Raw genomic sequence first — 18,580 nt, forward strand, 5'->3', positions numbered from 1 at the left:
ATGGCGTTCCCGCTGACGGACGAACAGCGAAGCATCGTAGACGACCGGGGCGGAGAGCTGCTGGTGTCTGCCGCGGCCGGTTCGGGCAAGACCCGGGTGCTGGTGGAGCGGCTGCTGGACCGGGTGACCAAGGACGGGGCGGACATTGACCGCTTCCTGGTGATTACGTATACCAAAGCAGCGGCGGCGGAGCTGCGTACCCGAATTGCCCAGGAGCTTGCCTCCCGGCTGGCGGAGCGGCCGGGGGACCGCCACCTGCGGCGGCAGACTACCCTGGTCTATAAGGCACAGATCTCTACTATCCATGCCTTCTGTGCCGCCCTGCTGCGGGAGAGCGGCCACCTGCTGGATTTGGACCCGGATACCCGGCTGTGCGACGAGGGGGAGGGGCAGGTGCTCATGGTCCGCACTCTGGAGGAGCTGCTGGACCGGCGGTACGAGGGACTGGAGGAAAACAGCCCCTTTGCCCAGCTGGCGGACACCCTGGGGGCGGGCCGGGATGACAGCCGGCTGGTACAGATTGTGCTGGACATCGCCCAGCGGGTGCAGAGCCACCCGGACCCGGAGCAGTGGCTTCAGGAGCAGCGGCAGGCCTGGGAGCTGGATGGAGTGACGGACGCCGCCCAGACCCCCTGGGGTGCTCTGCTGCTGGAGGAAGCCCGCCGCCAGGGGCGGTGGTGCCGGGACCGGATGGAGCAGGCACTGGCCCTCACTCAGGCAGACGAGCTGTTGGAGATGAACTACGCCCCTTCCATTTCCGCAACCCTGGAAGGACTGGACGGCCTGCTGGCCGCCCAAAGCTGGGACCAAGCCCAGGCCTGTCTGCCCGTGTCTTTTCCCGCCGTGGGCCGGAAGAAAAAGCGTACCCAGGAGCTGAGCCACATGGAGGAGATCCGGGCGGCCCAGGCCGCCCAGCGGGTGAAGGCCATCCGTACCCGGAGCAAAAAGCAGATGGAGAAGGTGGCCGCTCAGCTGGAGGGGGACAGCGCCGCCCTGTTGGAGGAACTGCGCCTGTCCCGTCCTGCCGTGCAGGCGCTGATGGACCTGGTGATGGACTTTCAGAAGGCCTATGGAGCAGAGAAGCGCCGCCGGAGTGTGATGGACTTTTCCGACCTGGAGCACTTTGCGGTCAAGCTTCTGTTGGACGGGGAGGGGCATCCCACTCCGCTGGCGGAGAGTTGGTCAGTCCGGTTTGACGAGGTGCTGGTGGATGAGTACCAGGACACCAACCAGGTGCAGAACGCTATCTTCTCCGCCATCTCCCAGGGCGGCCGTAAGCTTTTTGAGGTAGGCGACGTGAAGCAGTCCATTTACCGCTTCCGTCTGGCTGACCCCACCATCTTTCTGGACAAATACCGCCGCTTTTCCGTCGGGGATGAGGCGGAGGAGGGAGAGCCCCGAAAGCGGGTGCTCTCCCGGAATTTCCGCTCCCGGCCCCAGGTGCTTCTGGGGTGTAACGACCTGTTCCGAAACATTATGTCCACGGAATTCGGCGAGCTGGACTACACCGACGACCAGGCCCTGGCCCCCGGGGCCTCCTTCCCGGAGGGGGAGGACTACGCACTGGAGGTAGACGGACTGGACCTGTCCTTTTTGGGGGAGCAGGAGGGGGAACGGGAGAGCAAGGACCTGATGGAGGCACGCTTTGCCGCCCGGCGCATCCGGGAGCTGCTGGAAAAGCCGCTGCTTATCACACAGGGGGATGGGCTCCGCCCCGTCCGCCCCTCGGACATCATGATTCTGCTCCGGAGCCCCGGCTCGGTCCTGCGCCATTACCTGCGGGCCCTCAGTGAGGAGGGGATTCCCTGGACTGCGGACGGCGGCGAGGACTTCCTTGCCACCACTGAGGTGAGCGTAGCCCTGTCCATCTTGCAGATCGTGGACAACCCCCACCAGGATGTACCCCTCATTTCCGCCCTGCGCTCTCCGGTGTACGGCTTTACCGGGGACCAGTTAGCCCTGCTGCGCGCCCAGGCCAAGGGAGACTTCTATTCCGCCATGGTGAAGGCCGCCCAGGAGGGCGACCGGGCCTGCACTGACTTTTTGGCGGAGCTGGAGCGGCTGCGCTTTGGGGCAGGGGACAAGACCTGCCGGCAGCTCATCTGGCATATCTATGAGACCACCAACCTGCTCGGGCTGTTCGGAGCCATGGACCGGGGCCGGGAGCGGCAGGACAACCTGCTGTCCTTCTACGCCCTGGCCGGCCAACTGGAGGATGCGGGCTGCCGCTCTCTGTTCCAGTTTTTGCTCCGCCTCCAGCGGCTGCAGGAGACGGGGGCCCGGATTGCCTCCAGCGGCGGGAATGGCCAGGAGGAGGGCGTGTCCATCTTGTCCATCCACCGCTCCAAGGGCCTGGAGAAGCCGGTGGTGCTGGTGTGCGGCCTCACCCGGCGGCTCAACCGGGACGATTTGATGCGCCCGGTGCTGTTCCACCCCACGTTGGGGGTGGGACCAAAGGGGCTGGACCGGGAGCGAATGGTGGAGTATCCCACCCTGGCCCGCCGGGCGGTGGCCCGGCAGCTGGAGCGTGAGATGATGTCCGAGGAGCTGCGCCTTCTCTATGTGGCCATGACCCGGGCCAAGGAGAAGCTTATTTTGACTCTGGCCCTGCCAGAGGGCATCCGGAGCCTGGAGCGGCTGGGGGAGGACGTGTCCGCACCCGTGTCCCCCATGGCCCTGGAGAACCAACAGAGCGTGGGAGCTTGGATTCTGCTCCACGCCTTGTCCCGGCCGGAGGCCGCCCCCCTGCGGGAACTGGCCGGGTTGCCGGAACAGGGGGCAGCAACTGACTTAGGCCCTGCCTGGGATATCCGGTGGATTCAGGGACAGCCCCTGTCCGAGCCCGCCCGGCCCCAGGGCCGGCTGGCTGATTTGCCGGAGGAGGGGGAGGCGGTACAGGACCTCTATGAGCGCCTGACCTGGCACTACCCCTATGCCGGGGCGGTTCCTATCCCCTCCAAGCTTACCGCCACCCAGATCAAGGGCCGGACGGTGGACCAGGAGGCGGCGGAGGACGCCCCGCCTTCCGCCGAACCTGCCCAGGAAAACTGGGAGCCCTACCGCCCCGACTTTATGGCCCAGTCCAAAGGACTGACCCCCGCTCAGAGGGGTACCGCCCTCCACCTGGCCATGCAGTACGTCTCCCTGGAGGGAGACCACAGCGTGGACAGCATCCGGCAGCAGCTGGACCGGCTGACGGAGGAGGGGTATCTCACCGCCCTGCAGCGGGAGGCGGTCCAGCCGGAGCGGCTGGCTGCCTTCTTTGCAAGCAAGCTGGGGCAGGAGCTGCTCTCGGCCAAGGAAGTGGGCCGTGAATTCAAATTTTCCCTCCTGGTTCCGGCCAGGACCTATTTCCCGGATGCGGGAGAGGAGGAGATTCTCCTTCAGGGCGTCATAGACGCCTGGTTTGACGACGGGACGGGCGTCACGGTGGTGGACTTCAAGAGTGACCGCATCCGGCCCGGCGGCGAGGATGCCGCGGCGGAGCGGCACCGGGTCCAGATTGAGGCGTACAGTCAGGCGCTGGAGCGCATTTTAGACCGCCCGGTGAAGCGGAAAGCACTGTGGTTTTTTGCCACGGATACAGCGAAAGAGCTGTAAAGGGCTAAAACCTTATGTTCTTCTTGGGGCGCGGCGTCTGGGCGGATCTTCCACCAGGATGATGTCCTCTCCGAATCGGCGCACACAGGACCAGGGAATGTAGTGGTCCTCCTCCCGTCCCAGCAGGCCGAAGAACCGGCGGCGGCCGGGCACCACCAGTGAGCGCACCTGGCCGCTCTCCAGATCCACCTCCATGTCACCCACATAGCCGAAGCGGCTGCCGTCGGCCACACTGATGACCTCCTTGTACCGCAGCTCTGCAATCCTTGTCTCCATAAAAATTCCTCCCATGGACCGAATTTCTATTCTGTTCGAAAGAATATGAGGCTATGGGCACGTCCTATGCCAAGGAGAAGCGGCCCCGCCCCGGAGAACATCCGGAGTGGGGCCGCTTTTTGCTTCAAAATAGAATGTGGTTCCGCGAGACGGAAATGGATTGGTGGAGAAACTATTCTTCCAGCAGGCCTCGCTCCACCAGGAAGTCGTGGGCCACTTGGTCCACATCCTGGCGCTCCACATCGATGGCGTAGGTCATGGATACCATATCCTCGTTGCTTACTTGTCCGGTGAGCAGCTCCAGAACCTGCTCCAGCTCAGGAGCCGTATCCGCAAAGTCCTGGAACAGGTCATCCCGCACCAGAATGGCGCCGTTATACTCCGGGAAGAACTGCTGGTCATCCTCCAGAATGGTCAATCCGGCCCGCTTGTTCAAACCGTCGGTGGTATAGACCACCATGGCGTCAAAGGAGCCACGCTCCACCGCGTCGTATTTCAGCACCACATCCACCGGTGTGGCCGACTGGAACTTGAGGCCGTAAAAGTCTACGAAGGGCTGGTACTTCATGCTGCCCTCCTCAGTAAAGAACTCATGCTCTGCACCAAAGTGCAGCTGAGAGGCAATGGGCACCAGATCGCTGATGGTGCTTACGCCGTAGGTGTCCACCACGTCCTGGGTTACGCCGATGGCGTAGGTGTTGTTAAGCCCCACCTTGCCCAGCATATGCAGCCCCTCCTGACGGCTGACTTCCTGGTTCACAAAGTCGTAGAGGCTCATGCCTGCGGGGATGTCCGTGGTGTCCATTCCCAGGAAGGTGGTCAGTACGGTGCCGTCATAGCTGAACATGAGGTCGCAGTCCGGGTCAGGACCCCGAAGGGCATTGAAATTGTTGACCTGGGACATCTGGTCCTTGATTTCCACCGTCAGATCCGTTTTATCCTCCACCAGCTGCTTAATCATGCTGTGCATGACCTTTACCTCGGAGTAGTCCCCGTCGTATAGGACCAGCGTTCCTTCTGTATTGGCGGGGATGAGCATGTAAACCACCAGGGCCACACTGGCCGCACATAGGGCGATGCCGCCGCCCCAGCGGGCCCAGCCGGGCAGCTTCTTATGGCTGTTGAAGCGGTGCTCCACATAGCCCATTAACGTGTCCAGCACCAGGGCCATGAGCATCAGCACCGCGGTGGCCCCCAGGATAAGGCCCATATTCTGTTGCCGGATTCCGGTGTAGAACACCCCGCCCAGGCCGCCGCCGCCCACAAAGGAGGCAAAGATCGCGGTGCCAATGGCGTTAACAGCCGCGATGCGGATGCCGGTAAACAGCATGGGAATGGTCAGGGGGACCTCCACCCGGAACAGGCGGTAGGCCCGGCTCATGCCCATCCCGGTGCCGGCCTCCTTTAGATAGTCGGGCACCTGGGAGAGTCCCAGGCAGGTGTTGCGCACGATGGGCAGCAGGGAGTAGAGGGCCAGACCCACCATGACAGTGGGCTTGCCCGGGTCCAGAACCACCATAATAATACCCAGCAGGGCCAGGGCGGGGGTGGTCTGGATGAGGTCCACCACCCGAAGGATCACCTTGCCCAGGCGTGGACACAGGTAGGACAACAGGCCCAGAGGAACGCCTGCTGCCACGGCGATCACCAGGGCGGACAGGACGATGAGCAGATGGCTCCATACCATGGATAAGGTCATCAGTCATCCCCGCCTTTCCGTAACCCTTTGGGTACCACCCGGCGCTGCAGGGCATCCACCAGGGAGCCCAGGAGAAAGGCCAGCAGGGCGGCGGGAATGGCCCCCTCCAGGATAAGAGCGTTGTTGTAGGAGCTGACCCCCTGGTAGATAAAGTCGCCCAGGCCGCCCAGGCCGATCATGGAGGCCAGTACCGCCCAGCTGACGGTGTAGACGGTGGACAGCCGCAATCCGCCGATGATGGTGGGCATGGCCAGGGGCAGTTCCACCAGCATCAGCCGCTGCATGTGGCTCATGCCGCAGCCCCGGGCAGCCTCTTTGTACTGGGGTTCCACCGAGGCAAGGCCGGTGACGGTGTTTTTCAGGACAGGGAACATGGCGTAGATGGACAGAGCCACCAGTACCGTCAGGGGCTGTCTGCCCAGGTAGATGAACAAAATGCCGATAAACACGATGCCGGGCACAGTATTGAGGATGGACAGCACCGGGATGAGGTATTTGGACACCTTTGGAAACCGGGAAAGCGCCATGCCCAGGGACAGCCCCAGGACAAAGCCGATGCCCACGGAGACCAGCGTATACCCCAGATGCTGCGCCACATGGAACAGAATATCCTTCAGCAATTCACCCATTCCATCACCCCCACAGATGCTCCGCCATAGCGGAGGCCATGCTGGTTTTGGTAATGATGCCGGCGATGGTCCGGTCCTCGTTGAGCACCACCAGATAGGGAAAGCCGCTGGACACCAGCAGATCGAAGCAATCTTTGGCGTTGTCGCCCACATTCACCGTGGGGGTATTGTCCCGTACCAGGGGACCGATGGTCTTGACCACATGGCCGGTCAGACGGATGTCCGCAATGGAAACCGTGCCCTGGTAGCGTTTGTTCTCATCGATCACCAAGAGGGTGTCCACGTTGTGATGCTGCATGCGGCTGACGCACTCGTTGATGCCCCGGTTCTGGTTCACCGCCACAATGCCGGTACGCATAAAGTCGGCGGCCGTCATGTCGGCAGAGTCGGACCCGGTGAGATGCTTGCCCAGGAAGTCTCTTACCTGTTCGGTGGCGGGATTGTCCAGCATTTCCTCCGGCTGAGCCATTTGGACAATACTTCCCTTGTCCATGAAAATAATGACATCGGCCAAGTCCAGTGCCTCATCCATATCGTGGGTGACAAAGATAATGGTCTTGTTCAGCTTTTGCTGCAGGTTCTTTACCTCCAGCTGGAGGGAGCGGCGGGTCATGGGGTCCAGGGCGCTGAAGGGCTCATCCATGAGTACGATAGGGGGGGAGGCAGCCAGAGCACGCAGGATTCCGATGCGCTGCTGCTGTCCGCCGGACAGTTCGGAGGGATATTTGCCCGCATACCGCTCATAGGGCATATCCACCATGGCCAGCATATCCCGGACAATCTGGTCACACTTGTCTTTGGGATATTTCAGAAGCCTTGGCACCACACAAATGTTCTGGGCAACCGTCATGTTTGGAAACAGACCGATCTGCTGAATGACGTAGCCGATGTGACGGCGCAGCTCAATCCGGTCCACAGTGGCGATATCCTGATTGTTCAGGTAGATATGGCCGCTGTCAGGCTGAATCAGACGGTTGATCATTTTTAGCGTGGTGGTTTTCCCGCAGCCGGACGGGCCGATGAAGACGGCAAATTGTCCCTCCTGGATCTCAAAGCTGAGGTCGCGGAGAATGGTCTGGCTGCCGTAAGACATGGATACGTGTTCGAAGCGAAGCAAGATTGACCTCCTTTTCCGGTGGGTGCCGGGCTGTCATCGGCACCTGGACAAATGAAAGGCTGTGCCGACCGTAAGGCCGAATGCACAGGGCAGGGGCCGCAGAGCGGCCGACGAAAAGCTCCGGGGCCAGGTGTAACCCTGCCCGAAGGTTTAAAAAAGGAGCCGCAACAAAGAGAATCTTTTCCCTCTGCGGGAGGATTCTCCAGGTCGCGGACCGTAAGACAGCACATATTACAAAAAATAGTATAGCTGATTTCTGTAAAGCTGTCAAATTAACAAAATGTGAAGGGTGAAACTGGAAATTGCGGGACATTAAGGAAGTCTTTATAAAATCTTAATCTTTCTCCCCCTCCGTCCTTAACAAAGCTTTGTTAGGATAGGCACAAAGGAACAAGGAGGTAGGGACAATGGAACACATTCTTCCCGTGTTGATGATCGCGTCCGGCCTGGTGTGGCTTGTCATCACCCTTTGGGGCGGATATTATCTGCTCACCGGACTGATGTCCTGGAGAAAGCCCTTGGACTATGGATGGCACCCTGCCCGCACCCGGTTTGCTGTTTTGATTGCTGCCCGGAACGAGGAGCTGGTCATCGGCCCGCTGATTAACAGTCTGCTGACGCAGGACTATCCGTCCGAGCTGTATGACGTCTGGGTGATTCCCAACAACTGCACGGACAACACGGCTCTGGCCGCTCAGAGTTTTGGAGCAAAGGTGCTGGAATGCACCGTTCCGGTACGGAGCAAGGGCGAGGTCCTGCGCTTTGCCTATCAGCGTCTCCGCGGCCGCCACTACGATGCCTACTGTGTCTTTGATGCGGACAACCTGGTGGACCGCCGGTTTTTGAGTGAGATGAACAACGCCTATATGGCGGGTGCCCGAGTGGCTCAGGGATACCGGGACAGCAAAAATCCCTTTGACACGGTGATTTCCGGCAGCTACTCCATCTACTACTGGATGATGGACCGCTTCCACAACGGCGGCAAGACGGGCCTTGGCCTGTCCGCTCTGGTAAATGGAACCGGCTTTATGATTTCCAACCAGACCCTGGAGCGGATGGGAGGCTGGAACACCAGGACCATCAGCGAGGATCTAGAGATCACTGCCCAGTGTATTCTGGCGGGGGAGAAGATCCACTGGGTCCCCAAGGCTATAACCTATGATGAACAGCCGCTGGATTATGCCTTGTCAATAAAGCAGCGCCGCCGCTGGACCAGCGGAACGGTTCAGGTGGCACAGCTCTACATGGGCCGCACCTTGCAGATCTATGGTGCGAAAAAGTCTATGCCGCTGTTTGATTTGGCGGCCACCCTGGTTATTCCAGCCTATCAGGCAGCCGCTCTGCTCAATCTGGTGCTGGTGTCTCTCTCGGCCTGCCTCGACTGCTATAAGCTGTCCCAGGTCCCCGGAAGATTCCTGGTAGCAGTGGTGCTGAACCTGGCATTGATGGCCCTGGGCTCCACGCTGTGCGCCTGTCTGGTGCTGACCGTGGAGGGGAAGTGGGACCGGCGGATGATAAAAAGCGTGGCCTTTTATTGGCTGTTCCTGCTGTCCTGGCTGCCCATTACCCTGGAAAGCTTTGTGAAGAAGACTACGGTCTGGGAAGAGATTCGCCATACCCGCAACGTCGCGCCCGACTCGCTCTCCCAGAGCAAGGCGCTCATTCCCTGACGATTTCTGCTTATAAAAAACAGCCTGCCGCATAAAACGCGGCAGGCTGTTTTTTTAAGAATCTTCTTCAAACTGGTCCCGGCTGGCTCCACAAATGGGGCAGACGTAGTCCGGAGGTATAGGCCCCCGAGTCTCCTCGTCGTAGAGAAAGCCGCAGAGCCGACACAGATAACACATGGCGCCGTCTCAGGTCAGGGGAGCGAAGTCGCTGGCGGGGCGGCGGCAGATGGGGCAGACGAAGTCGGCCGGCAGCACGTCACCCTCATAGATGAAGCCGCAGATCTTGCACACGAAGCCGTGGGGCTTGGCCTCCTGCTCGGCGGGGACAGCGGGCTCCTCGCCCCGGACGGAGGCGGCCAGAGCCTGGGCCAGCGCATCCAGGTCGGCCTCCTGGCCGGGGGCCAGCGCGGACTTCAGGGTGAAGGGAGCCTCCAGCAGCTTCATGTCCTTCATGCTCTCCAGAATCTGGGTCATGAGCTTTCCGCTGGTGGGGGCCCAGGAGCCGTTCTGGATGAGGGCCACGGTGCGGTTTTTCAGAGCGTGATGGGCCAGGTCATGGAGGAGGTTCTCCATGGTGACGAAGATGCCGTTGTTGTAAGTGGTGGAGGCAAAGACGATGTGGCTGTACTTGAAGCACTCGGACAGAACATAGGACACGTCGGTCACCGACACGTCATACATTTCCACGGGAATGCCCTGCTCCGCCAGGCGGCAGGCCAGAATGTTGGCCGCGTTTTCCGTGCCTCCATATACCGAGGCAAAGGGGATGACTACGCCCTGGACCTCAGGCTCATAGGCGGCCCACTTGGCGTACTTGTCCAGAATGTAGCCCAGGTCCTTGCGCCACACCGGACCATGGAGGGGGCAGATGGTCTGAATGTCCAGCTTGGCCGCCTTGCCCAACAGAGCAGTTACCTGAGCACCGTACTTGCCCACGATGTTGGTGTAGTAGCGCCGGGCATCATCCAGCCAGTCCCGGTCAAAGTCCACCTCGTCGGCGAACAGGATGCCGTTGAGGGCGCCGAAGGTGCCAAAGGCGTCGGCAGAGAAGAGAATTTTGTCGGTGGAGTCGTAGCTCACCATAACCTCGGGCCAGTGGACCATGGGGGCGCTGACAAAGGTGAAGTGGTGACGGCCGGTGTCCAGGGTGTCACCCTCATTGACCAGGATGGCGCCCTTGGGATCCGTGCAATGGAACTGGCGGATGAGGTTGATCACCTTACCGTTGCAGACGATGGTGGCTTCGGGGTAGCGGATCATCAGATCGCCCAGGGTGGCGGCGTGGTCGGGCTCCATGTGGTGGACGAACACGTAGTCCAGCTTCCGGCCGTTCAGGCCCTTCTCCAGATTTTCAAAGAACTGGGCCTGAACCGAGCGGTCCACGGTATCGAAGAGCACCGTCTTCTCATCCAGCAAGAGGTAGGAGTTGAAGGACATGCCGCGGGGCACCGGATAGGTGGCCTCAAAGGTGGGGTGCTGACGGTCGTTAGCACCAATCCACAGAAGGTCTTCGGTTACATTTCGAATGCAGTACATATTATTAACGCCTCTCTTTGATAAAGAAGTAAAGTTCGAACGAGGTTATCATAGCACAAACCAAGGAAAAAAGGTAGTAGAAACCCTGGTTTTCTTGAAAATTAGACGTGGAATACAAAAAGTACATTGAAAAGGACAGGAAAATTTCGTATAATGATGTCTGCTGAAGAAAAGACGGGGATGAAACCCTGGTGCATAGGAGCGAAGAACACATGTATCGCATTGATATTATGACATTATTCCCGGATGTGGTAGGGGATATGCTGTGCGAGTCTGTGCTGGGACGCGGACAGGAACGGGGCTATATCCGGATAGAGTGCCATCAGATCCGGGATTATACCGTGAACAAGCAGAAGCAGGTGGACGACTATCCCTATGGCGGAGGGCGGGGCGCGGTGATGCAGGCAGATCCCCTCTACCGCTGCTGGAAGCACATCTGTGATGAGGCAGGGGAACGGATTCACACCATCTTCATGTCGCCCGCCGGAAAGACCTTCTGCCAGGCAGATGCCCGGCGGCTGAAGGCGGACTATGAGCGCCTCATTCTGGTCTGCGGCCACTACGAGGGGATTGACGAGCGCTTTATCGAGGAGTGCGTGGACGAGGAAATTTCCCTGGGCGACTTTGTCATGACAGGAGGAGAGATCCCTGCCATGGCGGTGGCCGACGCGGTGTGCCGCCTGGTGCCTGGGGTGCTGTCCGACCCATCCTGCTACGAGAACGAGAGCCACTGGAACGGAATGCTGGAGGCACCCCAGTACTCTCGCCCGGAGGTGTGGCATGACCGGGCGGTGCCCTCTATCCTCCTCTCGGGCAACCACGCCAAGGTGGACCAGTGGCGGCGCAAGCAGTCCATCCTCCGTACCCGTCAGCGCCGCCCCGACCTCTACGAAAAGCTGGATCTCTCCTCCAAGGAGGACCGAAAGCTGCTGGCAGAGCTGGAGCAGGAGCAGGCGGAAAAGAACCGGTAAAAAGCTTGCATCTCATCCATAATTATGTTAAACTGATTTAACACGATCTGGTTTTTAAAATCACATTTGGAGATGAACAACATGAGCTTCAAAATTGTTGTGGACAGCTGCTGCGATCTCACCCCTCAAATGCTTAAGGACCCCTGCTTTGTCAAGGCTCCTTTGACCATTCAGTCCAACGGAAGTACCTTCGTGGACGACGAAAACTTTGACCAGGCTGATTTGCTCTGGTCCATGAAGCAGAGCGAGCAGGCTCCTTCCACCGCGTGCCCCTCGCCCCAGGTGTATCTGGACGCCTACTGTGAGGGCGAGCCGGATGACGTGTATGTGGTGACTCTCTCGGCCTTGCTCAGCGGTTCCCATAACAGCGCCGAGCAGGCCAAACTGATGCTGGAGGAGGACCACCCCCACGTAAATGTCCATGTGTTCAACTCCTGCTCTGCCTCCTCGGGGGAGGTCCTGGTGGCTCTGAAAATCCGTGAGCTGGCCGGAAGCGGCATGCCCTTCAAGCATGTGGTGCGGGAAGTGGAGCAGTTCATCTACCAGATGCAGACATTGTTTGTACTGGAGACTCTGGAAAATCTTCGGAAAAACGGCCGCCTGACCAAGTTGCAGGCGGTGGTAACCGGAGCGCTGCGCATCAAGCTGATGATGTCCGCCACTCCGGAGGGAGAGATCTGCAAGCTGGGGCAGGCCATGTCCATGAAGCAGGCACTGACCAAGCTGGTGGATCGGATGGCGGCGGACCCCAATCACGAGGGGCGGACCCTGGCCATCTGTCACTGCAACTGCCTGGAGCGTGCCTTTTTCGTCAAAGCCATGGTGGAGCAGAAGTGTAAGTTTGCTCACATTCTCCTGCTGGAGGCAGGAGGCATCACTACGGTCTACGCCAACGACGGCGGCGTGGTTATGGCATACTGAGAAAACGGTAAGAAAGCAAGGTGTACCAAGATATGACAAGGGAAGAGGCCTGGCAGCTTTTGACTACCTATAACAAGGAGCCCTTCCATCTCCGCCACGCCATTACGGTGGAGCATGTGATGGGCTGGTTTGCCCGTGAGCTGGGCTACGGAGATGAGGCGGACTATTGGTCCATTGTGGGCCTCCTGCATGACCTGGATTTTGAGCGCTGGCCGGAGGAACACTGCAAAAAGTCTCAGGAGTTGATGCGGCAGGCTGGGGTGGATGAGAGCATTATCCGTGCCACAGCCAGCCACGGCTGGGGGCTGTGCGTGGACATCAAGCCCGATCATGAGATGGAAAAGGTCCTGTATGCCACCGACGAACTCACCGGACTCATCGGCGCGGCCGCGCTGATGAGACCGTCCAAGAGCGTGTCCGACATGGAACTGAAATCCCTGAAGAAAAAATTCAAGGATAAGAAGTTTGCTGCCGGCTGTTCCCGGGATGTCATTGCCTCAGGGGCTGAATTGCTGGGCTGGGAGCTGGATGACCTGCTGGAGCGGACGCTAAAGGCTATGCAGAGTGAGGAAACGGCGATTGAAGCCCAGGCAGGTTCATTGTCTGTGTGAGCAGATAGGGGAGAGTGTGTCAGTTTTTTCCTTGACAAAGGGAAACGTGCGTGATATGATCCCTCATACAACAAAGGGGAGTAGTCAGTGCGGCAGTGCCGCGCGGCATGCGCCAACAATCCTGGAGGGTTTCCTCCTGGCTGTGCCTGAAATGACCAGACCTGCGTTCCTTGACGGGAGCGCAGGTCTTTTTTCATGGTGAGACGGGCACACTTTGATTGTAAGCATCCAAAGTTGGAAGCAACGAAGAAAAAGGAGATGCAGATGATGGAATTTTTGTGGGAAGGTGTGCTGTCCATTACCTGGCAGCAGCTGGTTATGTATGCAGTGGGAGGCCTGCTGATCTGGTTGGCCATTGAAAAGGGGTTTGAACCGGCTCTGCTGATGCCCATGGGCTTCGGTGCCATTCTGGTCAACCTTCCCACCTCCGGCGTCATCGACCAGATAACCCAGGGTGTGGGCGAGACCAACGGAATCATCCAGTGGCTCTTTGAAGTAGGTATTGAGGCCAGCGAGGCCATGCCCATTCTCCTCTTTATCGGCATTGGCGCCATGATTGACTTTGGCCCCCTGCTGGCGAATCCCAAGCTGTTTCTGTGCGGCGCCGCAGCTCAGGCCGGCATCTTCCTCACTATCCTGATTGCCGCTGCGGCTGGCTTTGATATGAAGGATGCGGCCTCCATCGGCATCATCGGTGCCGCTGACGGTCCCACCTCTCTGCTGGTTTCCCAGGTGCTCAAGTCCAACTATATGGGTGCCATCGCCGTGGCCGCTTACTCCTATATGGCTCTGGTACCTATCATTCAACCCTTTGCCATCAAGCTGGTGACCACCAAGAAGGATCGGGCCATGCGTATGCCCTACCGGGCTCAGGGCGTTTCCCGCCGCCTGCGTATTCTGTTCCCCATTATTGTTTCGGTCATTGCGGGTCTGGTGGCCCCGTCTTCTGTGGCCCTGGTAGGATTCCTGATGTTCGGCAACCTCATCCGGGAGTGCGGCGTGCTCTCCACGCTGTCCCAGACCGCTCAGAACGAGCTTGCAAACCTCATTACCCTGCTGCTGGGCATCACCATCTCCTTCTCCATGAAGGCGGACCAGTTTGTTAAGCCGGAAACCCTGCTCATTATGGGCCTGGGCCTGGTGGCCTTCGTGCTGGACTCCGTGGTAGGCGTGCTGTTTGTCAAGCTGCTGAACCTGTTTACCCCCAAGAACAAGATTAACCCCATGGTAGGTGCCGCCGGTATCTCTGCATTCCCCATGTCTTCCCGTGTTATTGAGAAGCTGGGCCAGGAGGCCGATCCCCAGAATCACCTGCTGATGCACGCTGTGGCGGCCAACGTGTCCGGCCAGATTGCCTCTGTGGTGGCGGGTGGCGTTGTGCTGCAGTACTGTGCGACCCATATGATTGGCGGCTGAGAAAGGAGTAGAGACGATGAATATGCAAAATATTGAGCAGGCGCTGGAAATGATGGGGCAGGGGATGCTGGGCATCTTTGTGGTGCTGGGCGTCATCGCTCTGCTGGTGGCTGTCATGCAGAAAATTGACAACCGGAACAAAAAGTAATTGGTTGCAGCGCAATCCTACAAAAACAGGAGGCTCCCCACGAGAGGAGAGCCTCCTGTTCTGTTATGTAATCTCCCTTGTATGCTTATAGCCAGTCGGCCACGACGTCAGCCAAGCCGGCTGGCCCAACCAAATGGTCGGTGAGAAGGGTCATTAGCTCGTCAATGCGGAGCGCGCTGGTGGTGATGGCTGGGATGCTGGTGCTGTCGCCGCCCTCCTCGTCAATTCGGACTCCGTAGTTTTCACAGCAGAAGCCGGGGGTCGCGATCTGGTCCACGGTTAGATAGTAGTGAAAGCTGCGGGGACGCCCCTCCGGATCCACACAACTCCGGGTGGCAATCATGAGCTCCATTATCTTGTGTTCCTCCCTCAAAACAATTTTCCATGACCACATTATATAGTGCGTTCTAAGCGGAGAAAAGCAAAATCGATCGCAAGTTTCCCGCCCTATCGCCCGTATTCGTGGAAAAGGGAAGGGAAGTGTGCCCGGGAGGGTCGAAGGCGGTAGGATTGGGGCTGCTCTTGCAATTTAAGGGCAAACAAGGTAAACTGTCTCTGGAGTAAATGAGGAACAGGGGGGCGGCGGTGTGCGAAAGTTAGCCATCTTCAGCTTTTCCTGTTCCGCTGCCGTGTTTGCAGCCAACGGTCTTCTGCCGCTGACGCTGCTGGTCCCGATGGGTGTGGGATTGGCCCTTCTTGCTCCCGTCCTCTGGTGGGGGATGGGGCCAAAGCGAAGGCGAACCCGACTCATGAGCACATTGGTGCTGTCAGGGGTGTCGGTGGGACTTCTGTGGACCGCCACCTTCCACCATCTGGTGATGGAGCCGGCCCGAGCGCTGGACGGCCGCACTGTGCGCCTGGAGGCGGTGGTGGAGGAATATCCTCAGCAGACAGACTACGGCTATTCCGTGGTGGTCCGCAGTGACCTGGGAGGTCTCCGGAAACCGCTCACCTTGCTCTATGTAGATGAGCAGGGTGCGGAGCTTCGGCCGGGAGACCGGATTTCCGTCATTGCTCACTGTGCCCTGGCGGACCACTCCCTGTCCGGAGAGGAGATCACCTACTATACCGCCAAGGGCATCTTCCTTTTGGGGGAGACCTATGGGGCGTTGGAGTCGGAGCGGCCTGAAATTCCGTCGCCCACCGTTTGGCCGTCCCTGCTGGCCAACTGGCTGAAGGAGGGCATCGCCCGCAGCTTTCCCGCCGATGTGGCGCCTCTCATGCAGGCTCTGGTGACCGGGAACCGGGAGGGGCTCAGCGACCAGTTTACTACCTCTCTTCAGCGCACCGGCCTGTCCCACATGGTGGTGGTTTCCGGTATGCACCTGTCGGTGCTGGCGGAAATTGTGTCGGTTCTGCTGGGGAAGGGAAAGCGGAGTACCGCGGTTCTGACCGGCGTGTGGGTCATTGTTTTCTGCGGTGTGGTGGGCAATACGCCTTCGGTGGTGCGGGCGGCGGTGATGATTCTGCTGCTCCAGGCTGCCCCGCTGTTCGGACGGGAGAACGACCCGCCCACGTCATTGGGCTTTGCCCTGATGCTGCTTCTGTTATGGAATCCTTTTTCCGCCGCTCACATCGGCCTGCAGCTGTCCTTTGCCTCTGTGGCGGGCATCCAGATGGTCTCCCAGTCCATTCAGGACCGCCTGCTGGCCCTGGTCCATCTGGACCGCTATGATCGTAGGCGCTGGGTCCGGGTGTGTACCTGGGCACCCCGGTTCTGTATCACCACGCTCTCCGCAACTCTGGGGGCCATGCTGCTGACCGTGCCGCTGGTGGCGGTGCATTTTGGTATGTTCTCCGTCATTGCGCCCATCTCCAACCTGCTCACCCTGTGGGCGGTGAGTTTGCTTTTGCTGGGCGGCATGGCTGGAGGACTGCTGGGCTGGCTGCTGCCCAGTGTGGGTATGCTCGTAGCCGTCCCCTTTACCTGGCTTGGCCGGTATGTGTGCTGGGTGATTGACACCCTGGGGCGCTTCACCATGGCCAGCTTGCCGCTGGACAGCTTCTATTACCGGGCCTGGCTTGTCTTTGTCTATTTGCTGCTGGGCATTGGATGGCTGATGAAGGGACCGAAGCGGATCATTCTGCCCGGCTGTGCCTGCGTCACCACATTCTGCGTGGCGCTGCTGCTCACCTCCGCCGGATTTTACGCCGGGGACATGACAGTGGTGGCGCTGGACGTGGGCCAGGGCCAGAGTATCCTCGTGCGGTCCGGCAGCTTTCTGGCCCTTATGGACTGCGGCGGAGATGGAGTGGATGACGCGGGAGATGTGGCGGCAGACTATCTTCAGGCTCTGGGTGAAACAAAGCTTGATTTGCTGGTGATCTCCCACTACCACTCCGACCACGCCAACGGCATACCCCAGCTGCTCCGGCGTGTGGAGGTGGCCGCCATCGCCCTTCCTGATGTAGAACCGGAGGATCCCCTTCGCCAGGAGATTCTGACCCTGGCTCAGGAGGAGAAGATCCCGGTGCATTTCGTGCGGGAGGACACAACCTATCACTTGGAGGACGGCGCATCCATTACCCTGTTCCCGCCCTTGGGGGAGGGAACAGACACGAATGAGCTGGGCCTCACCATGTTGGCCACGGCTGGCAGCTTCGACACACTGATTACCGGCGATATGAGCGGCGAGGTGGAGCCCCTTTTGCTGGAGCACGGAAATCTCCCGGAGGTGGAACTGTTGGTGGCGGGCCACCACGGCTCCGGGACCTCCAGCACCCAGGCGCTTCTGGATGCCATCCGGCCGGAGATTGCCGTTATTTCCGCGGGAGAGAACAACCGCTACGGCCACCCCGCCCAGGAAACTCTGGAGCGGCTTGCCGCCGTAGGGGCGGAGATCTACCGCACTGATTTACAGGGGACCGTCACCATCCGGGCCAACGTGTCCCAGGATGCGGCGTAACAACGGATCCTAAAAGGAGGAAAGGGCTATGCCCCCAAAGACCAAGCCGGATACTTCCGGCTACCAGACATTGAAAAAGGACCTGGCCGGAGGAAAGCCTGGCCGGCTCTACGTGCTCCACGGGGAGGAGACCTACCTCCGGGACTACTACCTGGGCAAGCTGCGGGAGCTTCTCCTGTCCGGGGGAATGGGAGAGTTCAACCTCCATGAGATTGGAGCCAAGGACATGTCTCCCCACACTCTGGAGGAGGCAGTAGACTGCCTGCCCATGATGGCGGACCGCACCTTGGTTATGGTCACCGACTATGATCTCTTCAAGGCGGGAGAGAAGGACCGGGAGGAGTATATCCGCATCTTCAGCCAACTGCCCGAGTATGTGTGCGTGGTCTTCCTCTATGACCTCATCGACTACAAGGGGGACGCCCGGACCAAGCTGGCGGGCGCGCTGAAGCAGTACGGCACGGTGGTCAACTTTGTGCGTCAGGACCAGGGCGACCTGGTAGACTGGGTGCGCAGACGCTTCCGGGCTTTAGGCAAGGACATTGACTCCCGGCTGGCCCTGGAGCTAATTTTTCTATGTGGAGATTTGATGAACAATCTGATTGGAGAAATTGAAAAGATAGGGGCCTACGCCAAGCAGCCCCACATCACGCGGGCGGACATTGAGGCGGTGGCCACCCCCCAGCTGGACGCGGTGGTCTTCCGCATGACCGACGCCATCGGCGAGGGCAATTTCGACAAGGGGATGTCCGTGCTGGGGGAGCTCTACCAGATGCAGGAGCCGCCCATCAAGATCATGTGGTCCCTGGGGCGGCAGATGCGGCAGCTGTACTCCGCCCGGCTGGCCCTGGAGAAGGGGCGGGGCAGGGAGTGGATGGCCTCTTTGTGGGGGCTCAAGCCCTATCCGGCAGACAAGCTGATGCAGAGCGCCAAGCGCTTCACCCTGCCCTGGTGCCGCCGGGCGGTGGTGCTGTGCGGGCAGACCGACCTGGCCATGAAGTCCACCGGCCAGGACGGCCAGGAGCTGCTCACCACCCTGCTCTTGAAGCTGGCCGCCCCCGCGGTGTGACCCGGGAGGAG

The 18,580-nt window shown here is 59.7% G+C and carries 16 protein-coding genes; 9 read left to right on the plus strand and 7 right to left on the minus strand.

The window, feature by feature from the left end; translation table 11 throughout:
• Positions 1–3,600, plus strand: a complete 3,600-nt coding sequence (addA, locus tag AC3YUO_RS08705) for a helicase-exonuclease AddAB subunit AddA (RefSeq protein WP_489962640.1) — start codon at positions 1–3, stop codon at positions 3,598–3,600.
• 12 nt (positions 3,601–3,612) lie between these two features.
• Here addA and AC3YUO_RS08710 read toward each other — a convergent pair whose 3' ends face one another.
• From AC3YUO_RS08710 to AC3YUO_RS08725, 4 genes are all read right to left on the minus strand, one after another.
• Positions 3,613–3,876, minus strand: coding sequence for a YlmC/YmxH family sporulation protein (locus tag AC3YUO_RS08710; RefSeq protein WP_489962641.1), 264 nt, complete (start codon positions 3,874–3,876; stop codon positions 3,613–3,615).
• Positions 3,877–4,048: 172 nt separating this feature from the next.
• Positions 4,049–5,575, minus strand: a complete 1,527-nt coding sequence (locus AC3YUO_RS08715) for a glycine betaine ABC transporter substrate-binding protein (RefSeq protein WP_489962642.1) — start codon at positions 5,573–5,575, stop codon at positions 4,049–4,051.
• A complete protein-coding gene (locus AC3YUO_RS08720; protein WP_489962643.1) occupies positions 5,575–6,204 on the minus strand; it encodes an ABC transporter permease in 630 nt (209 codons plus the stop codon). The genes AC3YUO_RS08715 and AC3YUO_RS08720 overlap by 1 nt, the downstream gene beginning before the upstream one ends.
• A gap of 4 nt (positions 6,205–6,208) precedes the next feature.
• On the minus strand, positions 6,209–7,321 hold the full coding sequence (locus AC3YUO_RS08725; protein WP_489962644.1) for a betaine/proline/choline family ABC transporter ATP-binding protein: 1,113 nt from the start codon (positions 7,319–7,321) through the stop codon (positions 6,209–6,211).
• Between the two features lie 407 nt (positions 7,322–7,728).
• On the opposite strand from AC3YUO_RS08725, the gene AC3YUO_RS08730 reads away from it, so the two are divergent.
• Entirely contained in the window at positions 7,729–8,991 is a 1,263-nt protein-coding gene (locus tag AC3YUO_RS08730; RefSeq protein WP_489962645.1) for a glycosyltransferase family 2 protein, read from the plus strand.
• A 54-nt stretch (positions 8,992–9,045) separates the two neighbouring features.
• Here AC3YUO_RS08730 and AC3YUO_RS08735 read toward each other — a convergent pair whose 3' ends face one another.
• Both AC3YUO_RS08735 and AC3YUO_RS08740 read right to left on the minus strand, forming a co-directional pair.
• The gene (locus tag AC3YUO_RS08735) at positions 9,046–9,168 is read right to left on the minus strand and encodes a rubredoxin-like domain-containing protein (RefSeq protein ID WP_489962646.1); all 123 of its coding nucleotides are present in this window, start codon (positions 9,166–9,168) and stop codon (positions 9,046–9,048) included.
• A gap of 9 nt (positions 9,169–9,177) precedes the next feature.
• A complete protein-coding gene (locus tag AC3YUO_RS08740) occupies positions 9,178–10,527 on the minus strand; it encodes an oxygen-binding di-iron domain-containing protein (RefSeq protein WP_489962647.1) in 1,350 nt (449 codons plus the stop codon).
• Between the two features lie 212 nt (positions 10,528–10,739).
• Between AC3YUO_RS08740 and trmD the strand changes: the two genes are divergently transcribed.
• From trmD to AC3YUO_RS08765, 5 genes are all read left to right on the plus strand, one after another.
• Complete coding sequence (trmD, locus tag AC3YUO_RS08745; RefSeq protein ID WP_489962648.1) at positions 10,740–11,498, plus strand: tRNA (guanosine(37)-N1)-methyltransferase TrmD; 759 nt, start codon at positions 10,740–10,742, stop codon at positions 11,496–11,498.
• Between the two features lie 81 nt (positions 11,499–11,579).
• On the plus strand, positions 11,580–12,419 hold the full coding sequence (locus AC3YUO_RS08750) for a DegV family protein (RefSeq protein WP_489962649.1): 840 nt from the start codon (positions 11,580–11,582) through the stop codon (positions 12,417–12,419).
• A gap of 32 nt (positions 12,420–12,451) precedes the next feature.
• The gene (locus AC3YUO_RS08755; protein WP_489962650.1) at positions 12,452–13,030 is read left to right on the plus strand and encodes a hydrolase; all 579 of its coding nucleotides are present in this window, start codon (positions 12,452–12,454) and stop codon (positions 13,028–13,030) included.
• Positions 13,031–13,297: 267 nt separating this feature from the next.
• Positions 13,298–14,446, plus strand: coding sequence for a sodium ion-translocating decarboxylase subunit beta (locus tag AC3YUO_RS08760; RefSeq protein ID WP_489962721.1), 1,149 nt, complete (start codon positions 13,298–13,300; stop codon positions 14,444–14,446).
• Positions 14,447–14,462: 16 nt separating this feature from the next.
• A complete protein-coding gene (locus AC3YUO_RS08765) occupies positions 14,463–14,594 on the plus strand; it encodes an OadG-related small transporter subunit (protein WP_489962651.1) in 132 nt (43 codons plus the stop codon).
• A gap of 85 nt (positions 14,595–14,679) precedes the next feature.
• On the opposite strand, the gene AC3YUO_RS08770 is transcribed toward AC3YUO_RS08765, so the two are convergent.
• The gene (locus AC3YUO_RS08770) at positions 14,680–14,946 is read right to left on the minus strand and encodes a DUF6514 family protein (RefSeq protein ID WP_489962652.1); all 267 of its coding nucleotides are present in this window, start codon (positions 14,944–14,946) and stop codon (positions 14,680–14,682) included.
• A gap of 235 nt (positions 14,947–15,181) precedes the next feature.
• Between AC3YUO_RS08770 and AC3YUO_RS08775 the strand changes: the two genes are divergently transcribed.
• Positions 15,182–17,500, plus strand: a complete 2,319-nt coding sequence (locus tag AC3YUO_RS08775) for a DNA internalization-related competence protein ComEC/Rec2 (RefSeq protein ID WP_489962653.1) — start codon at positions 15,182–15,184, stop codon at positions 17,498–17,500.
• A 28-nt stretch (positions 17,501–17,528) separates the two neighbouring features.
• Positions 17,529–18,569 (plus strand): DNA polymerase III subunit delta, encoded by a 1,041-nt coding sequence (holA, locus tag AC3YUO_RS08780; protein WP_489962654.1) that lies wholly within the window; start codon positions 17,529–17,531, stop codon positions 18,567–18,569.
• Positions 18,570–18,580: the final 11 nt, after the last annotated feature.

It is taken from the genome of Pseudoflavonifractor sp. HNCC25GI2, assembly GCF_058136395.1.